The 20,664-nt window shown below is 51.9% G+C and carries 24 protein-coding genes; 1 reads left to right on the top strand and 23 read right to left on the bottom strand.

Going from position 1 to position 20,664, the window contains the following annotated elements:
• Nucleotides 1-169: 169 nt before the first annotated feature.
• Entirely contained in the window at nucleotides 170-1,498 is a 1,329-nt protein-coding gene (locus MKS11_RS24880) for a hypothetical protein (RefSeq protein ID WP_071033502.1), read from the top strand.
• 30 nt (nucleotides 1,499-1,528) lie between these two features.
• Here MKS11_RS24880 and MKS11_RS24875 read toward each other — a convergent pair whose 3' ends face one another.
• From MKS11_RS24875 to MKS11_RS24765, 23 genes are all read right to left on the bottom strand, one after another.
• Nucleotides 1,529-2,071 carry a hypothetical protein gene (locus MKS11_RS24875; protein ID WP_071033504.1) on the bottom strand — a complete coding sequence of 181 codons (543 nt, stop codon included), beginning with the start codon at nucleotides 2,069-2,071 and terminating at the stop codon, nucleotides 1,529-1,531.
• A gap of 16 nt (nucleotides 2,072-2,087) precedes the next feature.
• A complete protein-coding gene (locus MKS11_RS24870) occupies nucleotides 2,088-2,771 on the bottom strand; it encodes a YmfQ family protein (protein WP_040210547.1) in 684 nt (227 codons plus the stop codon).
• Nucleotides 2,768-3,916, bottom strand: coding sequence for a baseplate J/gp47 family protein (locus tag MKS11_RS24865; RefSeq protein ID WP_284109749.1), 1,149 nt, complete (start codon nucleotides 3,914-3,916; stop codon nucleotides 2,768-2,770). Before MKS11_RS24865 ends, MKS11_RS24870 begins: the two co-directional genes overlap by 4 nt.
• Nucleotides 3,906-4,355 carry a phage GP46 family protein gene (locus tag MKS11_RS24860; protein ID WP_284109748.1) on the bottom strand — a complete coding sequence of 150 codons (450 nt, stop codon included), beginning with the start codon at nucleotides 4,353-4,355 and terminating at the stop codon, nucleotides 3,906-3,908. The genes MKS11_RS24865 and MKS11_RS24860 overlap by 11 nt, the downstream gene beginning before the upstream one ends.
• Nucleotides 4,352-4,933, bottom strand: a complete 582-nt coding sequence (locus tag MKS11_RS24855; RefSeq protein WP_060619210.1) for a phage baseplate assembly protein — start codon at nucleotides 4,931-4,933, stop codon at nucleotides 4,352-4,354. Before MKS11_RS24855 ends, MKS11_RS24860 begins: the two co-directional genes overlap by 4 nt.
• Nucleotides 4,930-6,015 carry a phage baseplate assembly protein gene (locus MKS11_RS24850; protein ID WP_127113401.1) on the bottom strand — a complete coding sequence of 362 codons (1,086 nt, stop codon included), beginning with the start codon at nucleotides 6,013-6,015 and terminating at the stop codon, nucleotides 4,930-4,932. The genes MKS11_RS24855 and MKS11_RS24850 overlap by 4 nt, the downstream gene beginning before the upstream one ends.
• On the bottom strand, nucleotides 6,012-7,412 hold the full coding sequence (locus tag MKS11_RS24845) for a DNA circularization protein (RefSeq protein ID WP_284109747.1): 1,401 nt from the start codon (nucleotides 7,410-7,412) through the stop codon (nucleotides 6,012-6,014). Before MKS11_RS24845 ends, MKS11_RS24850 begins: the two co-directional genes overlap by 4 nt.
• Before the next feature lie 47 nt (nucleotides 7,413-7,459).
• The gene (locus MKS11_RS24840; RefSeq protein ID WP_040210558.1) at nucleotides 7,460-9,313 is read right to left on the bottom strand and encodes a hypothetical protein; all 1,854 of its coding nucleotides are present in this window, start codon (nucleotides 9,311-9,313) and stop codon (nucleotides 7,460-7,462) included.
• A gap of 141 nt (nucleotides 9,314-9,454) precedes the next feature.
• Complete coding sequence (locus MKS11_RS24835) at nucleotides 9,455-9,733, bottom strand: phage tail assembly protein (RefSeq protein ID WP_040210560.1); 279 nt, start codon at nucleotides 9,731-9,733, stop codon at nucleotides 9,455-9,457.
• Nucleotide 9,734: 1 nt separating this feature from the next.
• Entirely contained in the window at nucleotides 9,735-10,106 is a 372-nt protein-coding gene (locus MKS11_RS24830; protein WP_040210562.1) for a phage tail tube protein, read from the bottom strand.
• 3 nt (nucleotides 10,107-10,109) lie between these two features.
• Nucleotides 10,110-11,621 carry a phage tail sheath subtilisin-like domain-containing protein gene (locus tag MKS11_RS24825; RefSeq protein WP_152843016.1) on the bottom strand — a complete coding sequence of 504 codons (1,512 nt, stop codon included), beginning with the start codon at nucleotides 11,619-11,621 and terminating at the stop codon, nucleotides 10,110-10,112.
• Complete coding sequence (locus MKS11_RS24820; protein ID WP_040210566.1) at nucleotides 11,618-11,803, bottom strand: DUF2635 domain-containing protein; 186 nt, start codon at nucleotides 11,801-11,803, stop codon at nucleotides 11,618-11,620. Before MKS11_RS24820 ends, MKS11_RS24825 begins: the two co-directional genes overlap by 4 nt.
• A gap of 2 nt (nucleotides 11,804-11,805) precedes the next feature.
• A complete protein-coding gene (locus MKS11_RS24815) occupies nucleotides 11,806-12,351 on the bottom strand; it encodes a hypothetical protein (RefSeq protein ID WP_040210568.1) in 546 nt (181 codons plus the stop codon).
• Entirely contained in the window at nucleotides 12,348-12,707 is a 360-nt protein-coding gene (locus MKS11_RS24810; protein WP_032708389.1) for a hypothetical protein, read from the bottom strand. Before MKS11_RS24810 ends, MKS11_RS24815 begins: the two co-directional genes overlap by 4 nt.
• A 4-nt stretch (nucleotides 12,708-12,711) precedes the next feature.
• Nucleotides 12,712-13,092: a hypothetical protein gene (locus tag MKS11_RS24805; protein ID WP_226498852.1), complete on the bottom strand. Its 381-nt coding sequence runs from the start codon at nucleotides 13,090-13,092 to the stop codon at nucleotides 12,712-12,714.
• 1 nt (nucleotide 13,093) lies between these two features.
• On the bottom strand, nucleotides 13,094-14,143 hold the full coding sequence (locus MKS11_RS24800; protein ID WP_021543308.1) for a major capsid protein: 1,050 nt from the start codon (nucleotides 14,141-14,143) through the stop codon (nucleotides 13,094-13,096).
• A gap of 98 nt (nucleotides 14,144-14,241) precedes the next feature.
• On the bottom strand, nucleotides 14,242-14,649 hold the full coding sequence (locus tag MKS11_RS24795) for a head decoration protein (protein WP_040210576.1): 408 nt from the start codon (nucleotides 14,647-14,649) through the stop codon (nucleotides 14,242-14,244).
• Nucleotides 14,649-15,239: a hypothetical protein gene (locus tag MKS11_RS24790; RefSeq protein WP_040210577.1), complete on the bottom strand. Its 591-nt coding sequence runs from the start codon at nucleotides 15,237-15,239 to the stop codon at nucleotides 14,649-14,651. The genes MKS11_RS24795 and MKS11_RS24790 overlap by 1 nt, the downstream gene beginning before the upstream one ends.
• 1 nt (nucleotide 15,240) lies before the next feature.
• Complete coding sequence (locus MKS11_RS24785) at nucleotides 15,241-16,107, bottom strand: S49 family peptidase (protein WP_247050682.1); 867 nt, start codon at nucleotides 16,105-16,107, stop codon at nucleotides 15,241-15,243.
• A complete protein-coding gene (locus MKS11_RS24780; protein ID WP_023281757.1) occupies nucleotides 16,104-17,738 on the bottom strand; it encodes a phage portal protein in 1,635 nt (544 codons plus the stop codon). The genes MKS11_RS24785 and MKS11_RS24780 overlap by 4 nt, the downstream gene beginning before the upstream one ends.
• Nucleotides 17,738-18,001 (bottom strand): gpW family head-tail joining protein, encoded by a 264-nt coding sequence (gene gpW / locus MKS11_RS24775; RefSeq protein ID WP_000483310.1) that lies wholly within the window; start codon nucleotides 17,999-18,001, stop codon nucleotides 17,738-17,740. Before gpW ends, MKS11_RS24780 begins: the two co-directional genes overlap by 1 nt.
• An 8-nt stretch (nucleotides 18,002-18,009) precedes the next feature.
• A complete protein-coding gene (locus tag MKS11_RS24770) occupies nucleotides 18,010-20,136 on the bottom strand; it encodes a phage terminase large subunit family protein (protein WP_220181787.1) in 2,127 nt (708 codons plus the stop codon).
• A complete protein-coding gene (locus MKS11_RS24765; protein WP_053290028.1) occupies nucleotides 20,078-20,659 on the bottom strand; it encodes a hypothetical protein in 582 nt (193 codons plus the stop codon). Before MKS11_RS24765 ends, MKS11_RS24770 begins: the two co-directional genes overlap by 59 nt.
• Nucleotides 20,660-20,664: the final 5 nt, after the last annotated feature.

Below are 20,664 nucleotides of genomic sequence, written 5' to 3'. Positions count from 1 at the left end.
ATCACCTCAAAAACACCATCATACACTAAATCAGTAAGTTGGCAGCATCACCATATCTTTGGGTCATATTTTTTCCTATGACATATTACCTGTTTTTCTGGAATGACATTTGTATAATTTATGGGTATAATCGGACCTGTTTTAAAACTAAAAACCATGGAGATGTATTTTGAGGATTCTTTTTATTTTATTTTTAATATTCATGTCACCCACCGTAACTTTTGCAAATAAGTTTGACGTTGGTTTTTTATCACCTAGTGGTTTAAATAAGGAGTTTGTTGATAAAGTTAACTTCGCCATGATCAATGTTTACAACGAAAATCAATTGGAAGAAAATTTAAAAATAGCCAAAAGCAACAATTTAATGCTATTCCTTGATCTTGGACCTTCTTTAAATACATCACGAGACAATAATGACATTCGCGTTATTTATAAAGATTCAGAAAACATCGAACATACTAAAATGCTCACCCCTTTAGATAAAAACAAACTAAGAAAACTACCCTCTCAAGAAGAATTGAAAATCAGAATAAACAAATACATCCCGCTCATCAAAGAATACAAAAGCAACATCTCCGCTATATTTTTAGCAGACGAGCCATATCTCAACGGACTCAATAAATCAGATTTAGAGTCGGTGGCAAACTCAACCAGAAAAATACTTAATGACAACAATTTAAACAACATAAAACTTGGCGTTATTTTTGCGAGCGCAATGTTTAATAAATCATTCGCCAAGAACTTAGACTCACTATCTGCCGAGTATGTAAAAACAATAGACAATCACTATAATGAAATTGTAAAAAAGAAGCAAAACAACCTAGCAACCGATGAGGAAATTGAATGGTTGCAAATAATCGAGAGAAACAGACTAACCACATACGACTCTGCCGGGAATATCTATACTGATGGTGGTATACCTAAAGGATTTGATATCTATAGCTTTGATTTTTACCTATCAACAATATTGCTTGATAACTTATATCATAACGTTCCTGCTTGGTTAGCATCCCAAAAAATTGAAGACAGTTGCGATGTTTTTAATGGAAAGACAATGTGGGATATAAAATCCGAACTCAGTTTTTTCAGAACGGGTTCAATGAATACAACGCAGGATGATATACATAAAGACAAAGAAGTCCTTGATTCTTTGTATTCATGCCGTATGGGTGTTGTATTACAGTTATTAGAAAATGAAATAAAAAACACCTCACCCAATGGCGAGATAGTTTTGATTTCAGAGTCAAGCAGCAATGGTGTTATGGAATTTGACCCTCAAGGCAACATCAAAAATGGACAACCAGAAAAACTAATTGAACTTCGTGTTTTAAACGAAGTTAAGCGAGCAATTAACCTCATGAAAGAAACAAAGCATGACAACATCACTGGGGTTATGTTCTTTTTATTTAACAACGAATATGATAAAACAATAAAAATTAACATTGGTGGAGCCGCATCAATGCCTAGCGTTTTGAATGAAATTTACTCACTTAAGTAAAGTTGGAAGGGGAGTGAGAACTCCCCTTTGTCATTTCCCTATTACATCAAAAGTCACGAATATGTTTGAATTGGCTACTACAGCACCATTGTCCGCATATCTGGCACAACCATTAATATTCTTCTTTAAAGTCGTATTTGGATATGTATTGATAGAAATTACACGACTCACACCAGTAAAACTAGACTCTCCAAGGTCCAATCGTCCAAAAAAAACACCTTGTTTAAACAACTCAGCATCAGGTGTTATCAAAAAATTCCCATCTGAATCAGTCGTTATAGAAGTGCGCCCCCACTGCCTTACTAAACCCGATGCAAATTTTTGATAACCATTAAAAGAAATTGAACAATCAAACTTATCATCAATGATTTTATCCAACGCTTTAAGAACCTGCCCATCATCATTAGGATCAAGCGCTATCCCGGCCCCTTCAACCACATTAACCAATTCACGCTGAAATGTGTTCAGCATTTCAGCATTGATAATGGTCGGTGAAATCCCATTAGCAACATTGCCATTAGTATATTCACCATTAGCATCAGCAGTATCTGTCGTACTTCCAACTTTTCTCATGATTAACCTTTAAATGTTAGTTTCCTGAAATATATCCAGAGGCGATATCAAAAATAGTTGCAAACTCAGGAGTGACTTCGTACACCTCATCGTCATTAAACCCAAAATAGATATAACCGAATTTTACAAGCGTATAGGATGGAGACAGCGCTGAAATGCGACACTCTAGCTGCCTGTTTCCCCATGAACGTAATGGGTCTCCGCAATAACTTATCCCGACTCGGGAGTATGTTATATTCGTTTCCTCTCCTTCAACCATCCAGACAAATGGCCAGTCATCACCATTTAACCCATCACCACAAACTGATAATCCCGCTCGCGCCTGCCGGTATTCTTTAATTGAGATGGTATAACCCATTGCGGCAGCAATACTGATGAAATAGCTTTTTGACTGACCGCCGGTGCTTATTAATTTTGAGACGATTGCATTTTGTCGCTTGGCGATTGTGTCGACCTCGCCAATGGAGCAATCATCAGGTAATCCGAGCGTATTTTCCCAGTCAGTAAGCATGATGGTCGCTGTCTTCGGGAAAGCGCCACTAAGAAGAGCCTGAGCGTCATTATCACTACGTTGAAAACTCCTTGCCAGCGCCCGAAGCACTGCCGTCTGCACTGCGTTTTTATCTCTTGTCCAGGCTCTCCCTGACGGGATTAGTGCCTGTAGCGCTTTAAGGTAGTCGTCAGTTGAGAAGAGGCTCATGTATAGTTCACCTCGCCACGAACGGCCAGCTCCCCTGTTTCTGGTACAATATTCACAGAGGGCGAAACCAGAATGAATCCGGCAGTTCCGGCGACATCCCCTATCGCACGGTTTAGATCAGAAAGGTAAATTTTTCCTGTACCGAGGGGGTTTGCAGATTCAAACAAAACGCCATCGATAGCATCAGCAATGGCAGCCGTAGTCTCGCTTCCGGCATCTGATATGCCGCTAATTTCAAAATCGATAACCCTTTCGACAGGTGAGCAGACATAATTCAGGGAAGTAACCGGCGCGAGCGGATAGATATAATCAGCAACCCTTCCTTGATCACCGGTGGCCTTGACCGCCCCCCACTCTTCCAGCTGCGAGATGCCATCTGTACCGACCGGGAAACCATGATTTGTTTTATCACTGCCATCACACATGATGTAAATCACAACCGTCCCCGACCCCATCCCCCGGCGCCGTATCCATGCCAGGGTAACGCCAGGAACCGCCAGAGCCCATCCACGATAATCTGTATCGCTCCCTCCCTGCGGAGGATTCTGAAACGCCAGCAGTCCCCGCTGTCGAAAATCTTCTTCATTTTCGATGTCGGCGCCGCCGGTAGCCGGTTCAATTAACGTAACCGAGCTGTCAATACCCGGCACGTTGGCATCCAGTGTCAGGAGCGTTCCGGCATCGGAATTTCCCCGGCTGCCACCGCCAGTGATATCCTCTGAGATATCCGGTAGTCTGGCCGTCACCGCAACAGTGGCGCTACCCGTGGAATCAATCATTACACTGGCGTCCGTGCTGTACTGGTAGCCATCCGCACGGTTAATTACAGAGCCCCTGGCTAAAACCCGCCCCGGCGTACCGGTAATTTGCGCTGCCGGTGAGCGAGCCGCGGTCGCCGCTTTACGGTAGATCTGCTTCAACGCCATCCATCCGGCAAGCCATTCATCGGTTGATGTGAACGGCGTGCTCTGTCTGGCGATATAATCCAGATAGGCATAATGCAGGTGCGCCATACCCGCGTCCATGTCGGCAAGCACTTTCAGATTACCGAATCGTAGCAGCGCGCCAACGTTCTCCAGCTCTGCCTGCATGAACTGGCGGTTCTCGTCACGGAGCTCACTCAGTGTTTTCCGTTTAAATGGCATTATTCAGTTGCTCCCATAGCCAGAAGAATTTGAACTCCTGCCAGTCCCCTGCCGGCGGCAAATACCGGATGATCAGATTCAGCCTGTCAGGGAAGACAATTTCCGATTGCGCCTGTATCTCTGCCACAATGCCATCCGATTTCATCCAGGCCAGCGCCTCTTCGGCATAATCTTCCGCTCTCATCGCCACTTCGCGAGTCAGCTTTTCACGTCGCAGTAGCCACAGCCTTGAGCCAATATTCTGATCGTTGTCCAGATCACCCCACCAGCCGCGGCGGTCGGTACCTTCATAATTGTCGTCAGCGCGAGCCAGCCCGTCGGTAAACAGGCTGATAATCACTGCCGTGTACATGTCATTTTCTGAGGTTAAGATGCCGTTTCCGGCCTGCCAGTCTGCGTGAAGGGCATCAACATTCCAGAAAGAGGAAATATCACTCATACCTGACTCTCTGTTTTTTCGCTGGTTTTGATGCTGTCACCGGACTGAACGTTTTTAACGTCATGGTCATGACCGTTGTAAGCATCGCGCAACGCTTTGAGCGTTTTATCGTTCTTCTCGCAGTTGTCGATGATGTCTCCCGTCACCAGGAGTCTGGGGGTAACCAGTTTTACCTGCTCCGTTGCCGTCGCGGTGATATTTGCGGCATTACTGATCTCCACATCTTTACCTTTGGCATCAATAAAAATGCCCGACTCGGTCAGATGGATATTCAGCCCCCACTGGTTGTAGATTACCGTTTCCCCTGGCTTCAGCCCGGTATGGCGATACCCCTGATGGTTAGAAGCGATGACAACTGGGCTGGAACGATCACCTCCCAGAAACGCAATAACCACATCAGCGCCCGCCGGCAACCCCGATGAAAAGCCAAAATCGGAAAACCGTGGCGCACTGGCCACTTCCAGCGGGGTCTGATACTGCACTTCCTGTACCACCCCGCTATCTTTCTGGCTGGTAATACGACCAATGCCCAGCATGCCCGCGATGCGGGTCGCCGATTTTCTTAAATTTTGAATCATTGGTTTAATCCCGGGATTTGCTGATAGAAGGCGTAGGGCTGGACACTGAAGGCTTCCGGCGGTAACAGGTACATTCTGGCGTGAGTGCCGTCGCTGTCTCTGATGTAGGTCACCTCGGCAATCAACATTTCCGTATCCGGAAGTTGCATTGAGGGGATATTTACCGGGATCAGCGTGTTCGGCTCCCAGAGTTTTCCCGCTTTATCGCGCCAGGAATCAATCGTGACGCTCAATGGCTTTGAGCGGCCGTATCGTCGGTTCATCTCCCAGTCGATGGCGCGCTGCGCCTGCTGGGATGCCATCAGCGTACTTTCAACGATAATGATCCGTTTCCGGTAGCGCATGCTTGCCGCCTCCGGATCACGCGCTGTCGCCAGCGTCACCGAGTCATAAGCTGTATCCGGTGAGAATCCTGCAATCGGAGAAATGCTCATCGATACGCCGACGTAATCAGAAAAGCGGTCTGCCATCGAACGGCGGTAATAAGCCTGTTCGATATTTACCCCTTCAGTGATACCGCTGGACGCGCGCTTTGCGCCCACCCGGGTAAGAAATAAATTGCCGTCAGGCTGATCGTAATAGAGCAGAGCTGACCAGCGGGAGACCCGTTCAAGTATTTCCTGCGGCGACTCCCCCCAGTTGAGCGTGAACTGGGGAACGCTGACTAAATCATCGATATCAGTGGAAACCGTAATGTCGTAATACGATGCAAGCCTGGATGCTATATCCAGCGCATTGCCGCCGTTGATAACGTTGTTCGGCCATTCTGCCGAGCAATCGACAAGATCACAGCACTTATTGCGCCCCGTTGCCCTGACTTCATGGCGCGACCGGGAAAGTGATGGTGACCAGTCGTCTACATAGCCTGTTATAACCAGATCGCTGCCTAGTTTTACCTGGCAGGGCATCCCCTCCTTCACCAGCTGTTTCTGATCACTACCGGGAAAATAATCCATCAGACCCAGATCAAAATCGGAGGGGAAACGCTCAATGCCGCGGGTCACCCGCACAGAATCCCACCCCTCAATAACTTTCCCGCCCACAGTCAGAGAGACGATATCCTGATCGTTATCCGTACTCATTGTCTCAACACCTTCATCGTCGTCGGCATAAACGCCGGATGCGGCACACTGGCTTCCTGTATCAGTTCATTTGCCCGTAAGGCATCCTGATACAGACGGTTAGCCATAACCAGTGCAGGAATGGGCAGCGCGGTATTAACCTGCATCAGATCACTCAGCCCGGCTGAAATCTGGGACATGGTGTCCAGGAAGGCGCTTCTCACTGCCATCAGCGCGCTATAGAGATCGTCATCCGCCCGGTCGCCCGCCAGAAGTAACGCTGCATCCAGCTGCGTGGCCACGCGTTGCGTGATTTCCTCGGCCTCATTACGACTGGTAGGGTTGTAATCGGCCGCCGCATTCGTCATCGCCCCGCTGCACAGCACAATGATGAGCGTATTCATTGTGCCAGCCAGTTGCTGGCTACTTTCGGATCGCTGGTATTCGGTACTGGTTGATGCCGCCAGTTTTTCAAACGCAGCAATTTTATCGCTCACGCTGCCGGCGCTGGTCAGAATGCGATTAATAACATCGGCAACGCCCTGAACAAATTCATCAGCAGATACCGATTCATTCAGTGCAGCGGTCGTATCAAGTACAGCCTGTCGGTCCATCACGGCCTGTGCGGAAACTTGTTCAGATAAAGCCTGATAGTCTTCTGTATCGTCAGCATCACGATTTCCGTTAATACCCGACGAACTCCCGCCAACCGTCCCTTTGCTGTACCGACCGTACCGGTTGTTCCCGAAGGTGGAATTCAGCACGTTACTGACGTTCGTCACCTCACTGATGGTGTTGTCCACCATATTGGTCCAGAACGTCACGGTTCCCTTTATGGTCTTAATCCCCTGGCTCACGCCGCGGATCTCACTTTTGATTCTCGCCAGGGTACTGGCAACCGCCGTGCTGACCAACTTCAGATAGTTGGTGCCGACGGTGTCACCCGCGGCGGTGCTGTCTGTAACGGCGAAGACCTTTAACCCCGACTCAATCACCATCAGGGTAAACTCAAACGAACGACCATTATCGGCGGAGCCGGAGAGTCTTAACCCGCTCTCAGGTATGGAAACGGTCATTTCCCCCAGCGTGGGGTGAATGAGCGTACCGCTCCCCTTCGCTTCACACGCATTAATCAACGCCTGTCGCTGGGAAATGACATCCCCGCCACCGTAGACCAAACTGTTCTGGACGATAAAACCACGGATAATAAATCGCCGCGTCCCTCGCCCCATGTCCTCAATCCAGGCGGTATCACGGTATGGATATTCGTGGACGGCCTGCCGGCGACCATGGCTGCCTTCCTCATTAACCACAGCAAAGGGCACGCCACGGAAGGAGCCTGGCCGTAATTGACCCAGCCAGTCCTCACTACCGCCTCCGCCCATCAGGGAAGTTATTGCATCCTGAATAATTGCCATCGGGCCTCCGGAATAAAAAAAACCGCCAGGGCGGCAGTTTAAACGGGTTAGTAATTCATGGCGGTTGTTATTCTGCCGTTATCCTCAACGTTATAGGTTTTCTTCTCCCCCTTATCATTGACCAGGGTGATTTCCAGCTTCATTTTCTGATCGGCCATCGCCTCTTTGAGGGACCGGGTCAGGTTTTCACTGGCTGCCTCTCTCCCGTTGCCGGAGGCTGTCAGGATAGAAGAGCTGTCAAACGTATCAGGCTGAGGCGCGAGGATATTCTGTCTCTGCTGGCTGAGTACACTACTATCACGAAGACCTGACCAACGCGGGTCACTGATGGCCGTTTGAATTGCAGCCTGTATCTCATCTTCAGAATATGGCTGCGCGCCATTCTCATGCTGAATCATGGCTGCCATGACAGATTTCAGTACTTCCGGGTTATGCAGATCCATCCGCTGCTGGGGCTGAAATCCCGTCGCGGCTGAGACTGAATTGATATAGGACTGAGTGTCATTTTCTGACCGCGGCGCATAGGTGTGGATCATGCTGTTCAGCGTGTTATTCCCACGATCGCCATATAACATCAGCTGCCTGGCCATTGCCGCCAACCCGTCGTTGCTATTGTCATAAGTGACGAAACCACGATTCACCCCGGTCGCATTAGGCGCTATCCGGAGATTGCCCGGGTTATTATTTCTGAGGCCCAGTGCCTGGTTAGATGGCTGGCTGTAATTCACCTCCCCGCGTGGAGCTGCTGCACCTGCTGGCAGGATAACAGACAAATCATTACGGAGTTGTTCAGCTCTGTCACTGGCGCCATATTGCGCGTCGTAGCGTTTCCGGACGGCATCCGTCATAAAGCCGGCATCTACCGCCCCGCGCTCTCCTCGGGAAAGGGTGTTATACAACGCTTTATCACCCTGGATGCGGCGTAGCTTTTCGGCATCTTTACTACTGATAAACCCCAACGCATGTGACAGCCCGGTGAAATCGCCATTAGAGAACAAGTCGGTCATACCTTCGAGACCGTCTTTCACCGAACCATCGGAAAGCAATCCCTTGAACAGAGAGTTTTTCGAACGGTTTTTCAGCCCATCCCATGCTGCGCCCAGCTCATTCATGGTGCCGTTAACCTCGGACAATTGCCGGTTAAGTTCCGGATCAACCGTCAGGCCAAGTTCATCAGATTTAGCCAGCAATGCTTTCATCCGTACGCCTTCACGCATCAGCGCCAGCATTTCCGGCGTCAATCCGAGGGCATCGGAAACCGACTTCTGCTGGTCAGGACGCAGGCTCGGGAAAACGCGCGCTATCGACTCCAGCGTTCTCAGCGTATCAACGGAGCCGTCATTGTTTTTCTGGATCTGAACGCCAATCTGCGACAATGCGCCAAGCACCTGGCTGTTGGCACCGCTGGCGGCCTCCTTCAGGCTTTTAGCCATCCCCTCGATGGAAGCGTTGGCACTGTCACCATCAGCCCCCAGTATCCGCATGGCGCCGGACAGTCTGGAAAAATCCTCCACCCGCATACCCGCATTTTTCGCGGCAACATCGAGGTTATAGGCTTCCCTTGAGGCCTCATGGAAACCGTAGGCAATCTGTTTTAACCCGTATCCCGCCGCCCCGACCACGCCCAGCGACGCCAGCTTACCGGAGAGCTCACCGACCATCTTCAGCGGCGGCACCATATCCCCGATATACTGCACGTTATCACGGGCATTTTTGGACAGATTTTCGAAGCGGGATATAAAGCCGTTCAGTCCATCGAGGGTCTCCTGTCCTCCTAACTGGAGTCCCTCTTTGGTTTTATCCAGCTTTGGCTCCAGATCACGGATAGCCTCATTGATACGCTCAATGGCTTCCGTCGCCTGATCGCTGGCCACCAGCTCAAAGTCGAAAGAATTACTCATCGGGTTTGGTATTCCTGAGTTTATTGATACGGGTGGCCTGCGATACCCACCACTTCAGACGGGCATAGGTCATGCCCCACGCCCTGTCTTCTGTCCAGCGGAAATAAAATGTGACGTCAGCGGCCGTTTCCTGCCAGGCGGTCAGGGCTTCCAGGTCAAAAAACCGAGCAAAAACTCCTCGCATTTTCGGAAGTCGATAAAATCCATCGGCTGCAGCACACTTTCCCGCGTATCCGTGACCAGCGAGATCAGCAGACGCATTGCCGCCAGAGAAGTGGACGATGTCTGCTTTTCGTAGAACTGCTCTGCCTGGCTGAGCGTCGGTGCCTTCAGCTCCAGTTGCTCATAGCGCGTTTTTTGCGCCTCATCGACAAGAGGCTTGATGAGAGGAATGACTTTGGTGCGTTCAAGTTCTGCCATCTTAGTTCTCCGTTACGTCCCGACCTTCCCAGCGAACATCAAACACTGCGTCTTCGCTTTCCACCTCCTGAACGTTAACCGTCCAGAGTGCGCGACCGATAATAGTCTTTCCGTTCGCCAGCTCGGCGATCACGTTGACGTTCGTCTGACCGTTAAACCCCAGCACGTTAGTCCCGCCACTGTCACGCAGACGGGCTGAAATATACGGGGCAACCGGTTTTTCTTTATAACCATGTACTCCGTCCATGCCTGTCAGCGTGGTGCGATTGACAGTAGCTGACTGGTATTTAAACGAGCCCTCCACCATCACAGTCACCCCATTGACGGTGACATAAGCGGTACCCGCCAGGCGGTTAGTGGTATCTCCTGCCATGATTTATGCTCCTGTTGACTCAGCCTGCAGGCGGAACTGATTAAGCAACGCGAAGATGCGCAACTGGTTCATAAGCGTTCCCGGCCACAGTACGTCAACGCGGTTCGGGTTCGTTTTGTTCTGCTCAACAATAATGTTTCTGGCAAAGGCCTCTGCGTCCTGCGCATAGCCGTTAAAGACCAGCGTCTGGTATTCCGCAATCTGATCGGCCCTGATGATGTTAGGTGTCACAATCGCCGCCCCCGGCGCAAAACGCGTGCCGTCCGCGGCCAGCTTCATGCGACCAAATTTACTGGTGACTGCAGTGCGGAGATATCGCGTGACAAACATCAGGCTGAACAGCGTTTCCACCTGCAGGTAACTGTCGTCTTCGTCGCCATAGCTGTTTTTCTGGTAGGTGGTAATCAGGTTTTCAATCATCACCGTCCCGTCATCACCTACGGTGTAAGTGGAGATGCCGCTGTACAGCAGGTTGTTGCGCTCTGTCAGCTCAAAGCGATCCGCCAGATCCGGCGCCAGCACGCCATAAACAGGCAGACTTTGTAGCGGGCGTCCGGGGTCGTTACGCAGGCTGGGTGCGGCGGCCCCAGTCAGTGCCGCCGCCCAGATATAACGCGGTGACGGTGAGCGATACACGCCAAGCAGTGACTCATGCTGGTTATTACGGGTTTCCCCTTTGGTGCCAAGCTCAGCGTAAGTGCCATTGGTGGTGGTGAAAGCGTGGCCATAAAGCTGTTTATCCCATGCCCAGCGGCCCGTTGCATCATTCAGAAACTCCCGGATGGCATCCAGTGATGCGGTGTCATCATAAGGGTTAATGACAAAATCAAAGGTCTTATCCTGCAGGTTGCCAAGGGCATCAATAATATCCGGCGCGCCTGCGCCGCCGGCCATGCCCGTGATGGTCAGCGTCAGTCCTGCGGGCGTCACCTCGCCGCCCTGAACGCCGAGGTAATTCAGCCTGATATCAATACCATTGCCCAGTAAGCCGGCATTCTTGGCCGTCAGTGTCACGGTATCTGTGGCATCGGCTTTTACAGCAGCGGTCACCGGCAGTTCCGTTTTGCGGGTAATCGCCGCGACCAGCGCAGTGGCAATCTGAACCGGAGTGTCAGTCGCCAGTACGGTCAGTTGTACGCGAACGCCAGCAATATAAAGAGAGATAACGCCGGTTTCTGTCGCCTGTGTGGCAACCTTGATACTGCCTGTTGCCACTGCCATCGAATCCGCATCATCAGCCAGCGGAAGGATCCAGACCTCCGCAGCAGTATCGTTTTTTTGATACGCCGTCATCATGCCATGCAGCATTGAGCCTTTTCCGGTAAGCTCACCCACCGCATTGGGAGAAGAGACTTTTACCGGGATTTTTTCCTGTGCAGAACCTGATGCCAGCATCTGACCAATCAGAAGCGTTCGCTGTGTAGCGGTCGCCGTGTTGGCCATGGAGTTATCAAACTCCACATAAAAAAGCGGCACACGTAAATTGCCGGGAACTCGCGAAAATGGAACGGTCATTTAGTTACGCCCTCTTTTTTTACGGCGTTTTTAACGCCCTTTTCCGGTACCTGGCTGACGTCACCATCCTTCATGCGGCGGCGCCAGAACGTATTATCAGGTACCTCCGCGCCATCTTTGGGCAAAGGCTCCCCCCTGACAGGGCAGCGAACGCTGATCCCGTCCTTCGGTTTTACAAACATGATTACTCCTGAAGGTCTATTTTTACGCCAGGCTGCGGCGTACCGTCCGGCATGTTGATGGTGATGTCGATCCCCGCCAGCGGTACCGTATCGATCGGATAAAAGTCTTCCGGTCCCTGATAGTGCTCAATATCAATTTCGATAAGCAGCTGGCCCATATGCGCTTCGCCATCCGCATCAACATCAATCGTCGAGCGAACCTCCGCATATTTCTGGATGTTCCGGGTCAACTCGTAGCTGTTAATCACCGCCCTTTCCACCTGTTCCCGGAGCTCCTCCAGTGCAACCTCCGCGCGCATGGCGCCATCATCAGTGGTTTCACTGTCATACTCCTGAACCCGGCCGGTAATACGAACGGTGGTCAGAGAGGTGAAGGCCGGGGTATTTCGCCCCTGCGCCTTTTTGTGATCAAATGGCGTCTGAACAAGCAATGCAGGGTACAAGTCCGGCGAAGTTGCCCAGTCACGCGGGGAATACACACGATCGCCGGCGGCGGTTTTATCTTTCAGCGCGGCCACGACCATTTGTCGTATTGCGGAAGCATTCATCGGGTTTTCGCTACATTGAGAACGAGACGCGAGCCGCCATGGCTGTCCGGTTCGACGTTGGACACAACAAATAACTGATTGATGACCTGACCCCCGACCGTTTTAATAAACACACGGTCAGATACGGCAGGCTGCGGTTTACCCAATTGACGAAATTCAGCATCACGCACACCCAGCATCGGGCTGGAGGTGTTAATTTCTGATTCACCATCAAGATTTTCTGCAACCTGCGCATAGCCACGGTCAAAAATACCGTTAATCGTAAAAGGAGTACCGTTGCGGGGACGGTACTCATGCTCATCGCCAAACACGCCATGGAGCGGACTCAGAAGATGTAAATCCCAGTCCACGCCCATCAGCTTACTCCGTTGTGATTTTCACACCACGCACAGCAGATAATGCGCGCTGTCGCAGAGCATGGAGATCGGCAATTACACCTGCTCCCAGCAGACGCTCGGCATCCTTACCGGAGACCGGAATAAGGGAGTTTTCCCGATAGACCTCACCGTCATGGCGGATGCAATTCCCTTTCAGCACCACAAACTCAGGCTCCGGGGCATCTTCCTGGTCATCTTCTTCAGCGGTATCCTCATCCTCTGATGGTTCGCCGTGTTTATCGTCATGCTGTTGGGTCTCATAAACGCTGCCACCAGCATTCAGGTCGTCGATATTCAGGGCGTCTTCGGTGGCGCCTTCCGCATTCAGATCATCGCCCAGTACAGTTTTGGTTGTTTTAGCCATATCAGACCACCGTTGCACAAAGGGATGCATTTACCCGGCTCGGAATAACCAGCGGAGAGGATTGCATCAGGATAAGACGCTGGGCCGGATCTTCTTTCACCCAGGATTTTGGCGCATAGGCCAGGGGACCGTAGTTAAATGCCGGGTCCAGGATAACGCCAAAAGCGCGGGTACCCATCAGATCAGCGCCAGACATAATAACGGCGCCGTCGGGGATCATCGGCTTCTCGACATTATCAAGTGGGTCAATAAACCAGTCGTTATATAACCAGAGGTCAAAGTTACCCCATCGTCCTTTATAAATAGCGCCCTTCATCGCCTGTGGGCCAGCGTTAATCTGGTTACCAAACGGGCTCAGCGCCGGGAACGTGATGGCGTTATCTTTGATGGTGGTGTCCAGTCGGAAAGCACGCCATGACTTGCTTGTGAACACCAGATCCGTCGCGACGGAACCGGATTCTTTCAGGAAAAGCGTCTGCCAGATTTCAATATCATCAGAGGGCTGGGTATTAGTGGCACCCGCGGCAACCGTCAGCGGCCACTTATCTGAACCACTCAGAGTGATAGTCAAATCCGGAGAGCGCCCGAAATCCACTACTTTGGTTTCATAGCCTTCCCCGGCAACCGTGACGGTACCGGACACCAGCGCGCTGGCCGCCATCCACTCAAGACGACGGTTGATCATGTCAATCTGATCGGTCATCTCAAACTGCAGGTTCAACATTTCGCGTTCTGCGGCGGTATATTCACCGCCAATACGCTCACCAATCTGGCGACGAATCGGTTTACGCAGATCCGGCGCGCGCTTATCTTTGATATAAGCTGGTTTGAACGTATTGGTCTGGTATTTACGGGACTCGACCAGCTTACCTTCCACCAGCGGGGAGACGAATGGCGCCATACGACGCAGGCCGACATCCACGTCAATCGCCACTTCTTCAGTCTCATAAGTCACGACGTTCGGGAAGAAGCGATCAAGCAGCCAGTTCTGACTGGTTTTCAGGTTAGGAACAACCTGTACCAGCACACTGGTATCATAAATATTTTCCATATTCAGTCTCTTGATAATGCCAGCCGCACGCTGGCATAAATTTTAAATGGGTCAACGCCTGCCGGTTAAAGCATTCGCCAGGAGAAATGAGGGATAAATCAGGAGGTGGTTAAAGGTGCCTGGGCGCTGTCTTTCAGGAAGATGGCCAGCGGGCGTAGTGCTGTTTTCAGTTCCGACGCAGTCCAGGAAGTGTCAAAAATAATATGATTCTGGTTGAACTCCCCCATCAGATACAGGCCGCCGGACTGATCGCCATGGGTGGACGCGTCAACATCATCAACCAGAATGGCCGCCGGCGTCTCGCTACCATCCGTTGCGGTTTTCACACTGACGGTGTATTTACCACTAGCGGTGATCATGCCAAGCACAGTGCCACGCTTATACACACCGCCGGTGATCGTGCCGGTATCCGTGACCAGTTGCAGCGTCCCGGCAATTAACTGATCCGGCACAAACGCTGAACTCTTCATGCCAGGTGCAAAGGCATTCTGACCAAATTGATCCATTATTTCTCTCCTTTAATGGAGTTGTAGAGGCCGGTCATCTGGTTTACCAGTGCCGATTTACCGCTCTCTTTCTTGCCACTATCCGGATTCAGACGGGCCTGATGGCTGGCCTGCATCCGCTGGTCAAGTGAACGCTTGCGGGTTGTGGCTGGCTGCGAAGCTGGCGCGGTTGAAGCCAGAACATTGATGGCGGCAGCTGAGCTCATGCCGGTATTGAATGCCAGCGACGCGGCCAGTGAAGGATTCGCCGCAGCATGCTTACTGCCGAAGATACGGGCACAACGTTTACGCTCGGCGGCGCGGGCATTTTTCACCGCTTTGCTTTCTTTGCGGTCATCGTCGCCATCATCTTCGGAATCGTCATTGTCTTCCGCCGCTTCCGGGTCGTCACCGTCATCTTCAGCGTCATCATCACGCTCGTCGTCTTCCGCGTCATCATCGCGTTCATCGTCCTCGGCATCATCTTCGCGCTCATCCTCTTCCGCGCGACGGCCTTTCGCTTTTTTGGCCTTTTTATCTTCTTCCTCTTCGGAAGAAGTCGCGCCACGGCCAATAAGATGAGCAAAACTAAATGTCTTTTTCTTCGCCATTTCAGGCTCCTGTTTTTTCAAGTAAGTTTCTGAACGCAGCATCAGGAGGACACACCTCATCAGCCAGTCCAAGTTCCACACCATCAGCAGCCATAAAACAGGCAGCCTGAGTACTTTTGATAACCTTTACGCTAATCCCCCGATTTCTGGCGACGGTATTCACAAACAATTCGCCCATGGTGTTGATGTCCTGCTGAATAGCCGCCAGCGCTTCATCTGAGAGTTCTCTCAGCGGTGACCCCTCAGCCTTACGGGAACCGTAGGTGATAATGGTGACTTTGAGGCCGTCATCTTTTATCCGCTGGGTCCAGTCAAGGTGCATGGTGATCACACCAACTGAACCCACACCACCGGTTCGGGGAACAGAAATCCGGTCCGCCGCACTGGCAATCGCATAGGCGGCGGAATAGGCGCTTTCCGTCAGAATGGCATGAATGGGCTTTTTCCCGCGGGCACCGTAAATGACATCGACCAGATCGAAACATCCCGCGACCTCGCCGCCAGGCGAATCAATATCCAGGCAAATCCCGGAAATATCGGGATCCTCCATCGCGGTCAGGAAGGCCTGGCGAATGCCGTCATAGCCTGTCATGCCACTGTATGGGCGCAGGCTACCCAGCTTCTGCACCAGGGTCCCACATATCGGGATGACAGCGACGCCCAGCACATTGTCATAACCCGGGTCGCTACGGGATTCCCGCCCCCGGTTATCGTCGTATCCATACCAGTCATCATCCATGGCAAGAGAGGATTCGATTTTACTGATACCAAACCGGTCCATAACGGATGCCATGATGACTTCAGCTTTACTTGGGTGCAGCGCCAGCGGTGTATTAAAAAGGCGCTGGGCCAGATGAGGTAGATTCACTTTTCCTCCGGATCGGTAATTGTCTGGCTGGCGAACTGGTCCGCCTGCGCCCAACTCGGTAATGGCAGCCCGCGCTTCAGGCAGGACTCAATTTCCCGCTGGCGCTGATCAAGTATCTCTTCCCAGTCTTCACCCACGTTTTCACCCACTTCAATTTCGAGAGTGGAAAGACCGGCATCGAGGCCAAGGATGGCGCCTTTTTTCTCCGCCACCGGATCCACCCATCCACGCCCCGGCCCCATCCAGCGCGCACGGGAATACGCTGCCCGGGCCTCAACAAAATCGGGGGCATTCGACGGAAGAGGCAAATCCTCGTTATCGTGGACCTCTTCAACAAAGGCTGTCAGCACAGGCTGCGCGGTACCCATGGAAAAATCATCGCGCCGGCGGGTGAGTGTTTTCCATGCCTCCAGCAAGGAGGAACGCGCAGAGCTGTAATTCACATCAGACCAGTCCTGTGTAACCTGCTGCGGAGATAACCCCGTGCCGGAAGAGAAATTACGCAGAACTGCAGACTCGAAAACCTCAAAGTTGCTGTACGGACGGGCAGCATTGACCGTTGTTATTTTCTCGCCGGGGTACAGGATTGGCATGCGGGCGCCATTCTGCAGCGTTAAACGACGATCGTTATGAAATTCAGCCCGGCCGTCCTGATATGCCCCTAACCCTTCCTCGAAGTTTTCCCCCAGCGCGGACTGGATCATTTCGGGATCGTATGGAGACTCAATATACGCGGCGAAGATAGCATTCAGAATTGCCGCTTCCAGCTCGCTCTGGTCGTACTTCACCAGCATCTTCAGACGTTGCACCACTGGAGTCAGAATGCCATTACCCCGATGCTGAGCTCCACGCTCATGGTCAAAGTCGTGCACAACGTGCGGGCGCCCCCAGTCGGTTTCCCGCGGTATCCTCCGCCATGTCATCGTTTTGGCGCCACTCCACCAGTCACCGATATGTGCTTCACGTATGTGATATGCCACAGGTGCGCCATCAGCATCTATTTCAACGCCGCCGCGAATATTGGGCATATCAAAATTCTGCTGTGGGTTGCTGAGTCTGTCGGGATCAACAACCTGCACCGTCGTGGCATAACGCCCCTTACCTGGTCCAAGGCGATCGGTGCGATACTGGAGCACCATCAGGGCGTCGCCATCTATCAGCTTGTGGCGAAAGGCCAGGCGTAACATTTGTGGAACGGTTAGCTTGCGCTCAACGTCACAATAACGGCCTGTGTCGTATGCCCAGGTTCTCCAGTGGGAAGCGAGTGCTTTTCCGTACTCTTCCGCCCATACTGCGTCAAAACTTTTATTACCTGTCATCATCCGTAATACACGATAGTCAGGCTTCATGATCGGACGGAAATTGGCGCCGACCGCATTATCAAGCAGGCGAGTTATGGCACCATTGGCCCATCCATCATTTCGGACCAGATCGCGCGCACGGGAAACGATACGGTCACGGTAGATATTAATTTCATTATCCGGTGACCATAGTGCGGGCTGCCAGTTCGCCAGTTGATCGCTGAAGGAATCCGCGGCGTCATATGGCACCCGGCTACCGCCCGTCAACATGCTGGGTTTTGGTGCCTGATAAGGTCTCCCGTCAGGACCAAGGATTTGCACTTTATTCATCAGAATCTGAACCTCACTGGCTTCCGTGGCCGGGCGACAATTCCCAGTTGCGCCTGCAGCAACTGAATCAGCGCCAGCAGGTCGGCGAGAGAGCTTTGCTGATAGGAGACAGAGCGCGTCCCATCACCCTGCGTATAGGAGAATGAGACGCCACGGCTGCCGGTAGTCAGGTCGATATAAGCCTGCTGCGCTTTCTGCAGAGCGTCTCTGAGCTGCTCATCAGTCATCCCACCAGCAAGTAAGCTCGTGTTTCGATTAAACATGGTTTTCCTTATTGCGGCAGGAGTTTAGAAATGTTCTTACGCTTAACGGGAGCCATAGCCTCATCCACGATGGCACCCGGTAATTCGTAATTGATTTTTTCTTCTGGCTCGGCTGGCGCCGGCAGGAACTTATCGGGATCGGCCTGAAGGTTAGCGGCCCGAACATTGAGTTTTAGTCCCATATGTTTCAGTCCGCACAGCGCGGCATAGCTGTATACGAGACAGTCGAGCGCTTCGTTCGCCCGGCCTGGAATGGGCTCCCAGACACTGAATCGCTGTCCGGCCACCACTTTGTAAACCAGTCGCTCTGCCAGTAGCTGGTTGAAATATCCGAGGTCACGATCATCCGGGAAGTGCATATAACCCGCACCTGCAGTACCTAAAGCCGGCGGTTCAAGATGCAGACGACCACGGACAACATCTTTCGCAGAGTTCACGCCAAGAATAATTGGCCTGAAGCTGGCTTTACTTTTCGACGTCGGTCGCTTGGTTGGCCAGACGGGGTTACGTTTACCGCCCTGCGCAGACTCCCCCTTGATAGCCCAGATGCGTCGCCCAAGGCGCTCTTTACAGAACTCATAAACCTTTTGCGTGTGGTGACCACCGGAATCCATACATGCAGCCAGAATATTCAGCCCTCGCCCGTCACCGCGTCGCCATATCTGTTTCAAATACGCATCAAGGCGCTTCCACGGTTCCTCTGTTTCCAGGTCGCCATAAATGACGTCATGCGCAACTGACCACGATTCCTCGTCCCGTCCCCAGCCAGTGATCGTGATTTCGAATCGGTCATCCTGGGTATCGACGCCGGCAGTTAACAATGCCACGCCATCAGGAACGACGGCCGGGAAGACTTCACGGCGCGCCAGCAGGACATCAACCGGGAGCTGTTTCCCGTGGTTAGGTCGGTGCGGCAACCCCATCTGGGTGTTCCACCAGGCCTGTTCCTTATCCGGATCCCCTTTCGCATCGAGGTATTTCTTTGCAATGTCCGACGGCTTATCTTTCTGCCAGGGACTAAACAGCTTTGACGCCTGGTATCCGGCGTGGTGATTATCCAGCGCCTCAGCCCCACAGTCCGGGCAAATCGCCCGGTATACGGCATGCCGTTCCGACTCCGACCATCGCCAGACAGTATCAACACTTCCCTCATCGCCTTCATGCCATTTCTGGTCGTATTCCATTAATGGTGAATGGCGGGAACCACAACATTCAAACGGTTTGGTCTGATGCCAGCGGATTGTCTGTAATGCCCGCAGACGCTCCCCCTCTGACCAGCCAGCACCACAACATTCACAATGGATCATGGCCGATTTGGTCAGGTGCTTATCACCTTCTTTTGGCCATTGAACATGTTTGAAGAAATCAAGGAACTGTCGGTGCCCGCAATGGGGGCAAACTACAGAGGCCCGCCGCTGATCTGAATCTTCGTAACTGTCAGCAATCCGGCTTTCATCTTCAACCGTCGGCGAACAGGCCCGCACAGACAGCCAGTTAAGGCCAAATGTGGCGGTTCGCTCTTCCGCCAGTGCAATGGGATCGCCCTCGCGAGTAATCGGGTATTTATCCACCTCATCTGCAAGCAGAACACGGATCGGACGGCGCGCAAGGTTATCTGGACTACCGGCGCCGGCCAGCGCCAGAAATCCGCCAGTGAAAGCTTTATACAGAATGGTTTCTTTTGAACTCTTCTGCTTTGAGTCACCTATGATGTTACGCAGAACTGGCGTTACCCTAACCAGCGGGCTGATGCGTTCTTTGGAAAACTGCTCGGCGGCCTCTTCCTTCGGCTGCAGGAGCAAAATCGGACATGGGTCGAGGTGCGCGAAATAACCAAACAGGTTTTCCAGCAGCGCGGTTTTCATTAACTGGGTACAGCACATCACGGTGATAATGTGGACGCCCGATTCCGTCGCGGCCAGCATAGGACCGCGGGCAATTTCAACCGTTGATGTTTCCCAGTTCCCGGAGGTGCTGCCAGCTTCTTTCGCCAGCTTCCGGTAGTCATCGGCCCATTGAGGGACGCTGATACGTGGTGGTGGTGTCCATCCCTTACGGACACTCAGTTGAAGGCGTTCAATCTTCTGCTGGGTTAAATTCTGGTTCTCCGAGGACTGAGATATGTTTGTGGACATGTTCAATCAGCACCTCTGTCATCCTGTCCGCCGGCACGCCCAGATCAGCAGCCATTAATGGTGCCACTCTTGACGGCCAGTTAAGCCAGGCGTCACGCTGTTGGCGAAAGGCGTTGAAAAGAACCTCCTCGGCGGCAGCCATCTCAATGAGTTGGCCATCTTTTTGCTGAAACTCTAATTTTGTCAGTAACGCCAGGTAGTTTTCCTTTACCCGGCGCGCTTCATCCAGCGATAACTCAGCGCCGTTTTCAAGGAGGAAATCCCGCGCAAGCCCCTCCAGTGACGAGTCACTTTCTTCCGGCGGCTCCCGCGCAGGCAACAGCCGGTCAGCTTTCTTTTTTTCTGGCGCAGACGTTTTCTGTTTATCGGGTCGGTTAACGCTTTTCCTGTACTTTTCGAGTTGTGCATTTGAAGCGACAACATCGATATCATCGCCGGACATGATCAGCCATCCCCGGCTTTTCCACATCGTAACGGTCTTGCGGCTAACGCCATGTAACCGTGCAAAATCTGACTGGTTCATTGTTA

Source organism: Klebsiella sp. K5-45 (assembly GCF_030128605.1).
GTDB classification, from domain to species: domain Bacteria; phylum Pseudomonadota; class Gammaproteobacteria; order Enterobacterales; family Enterobacteriaceae; genus Klebsiella; species Klebsiella quasipneumoniae.
Note: the sequence above shows the minus strand (reverse complement) of the source record. Positions and strands in the feature narration are given on the sequence as shown.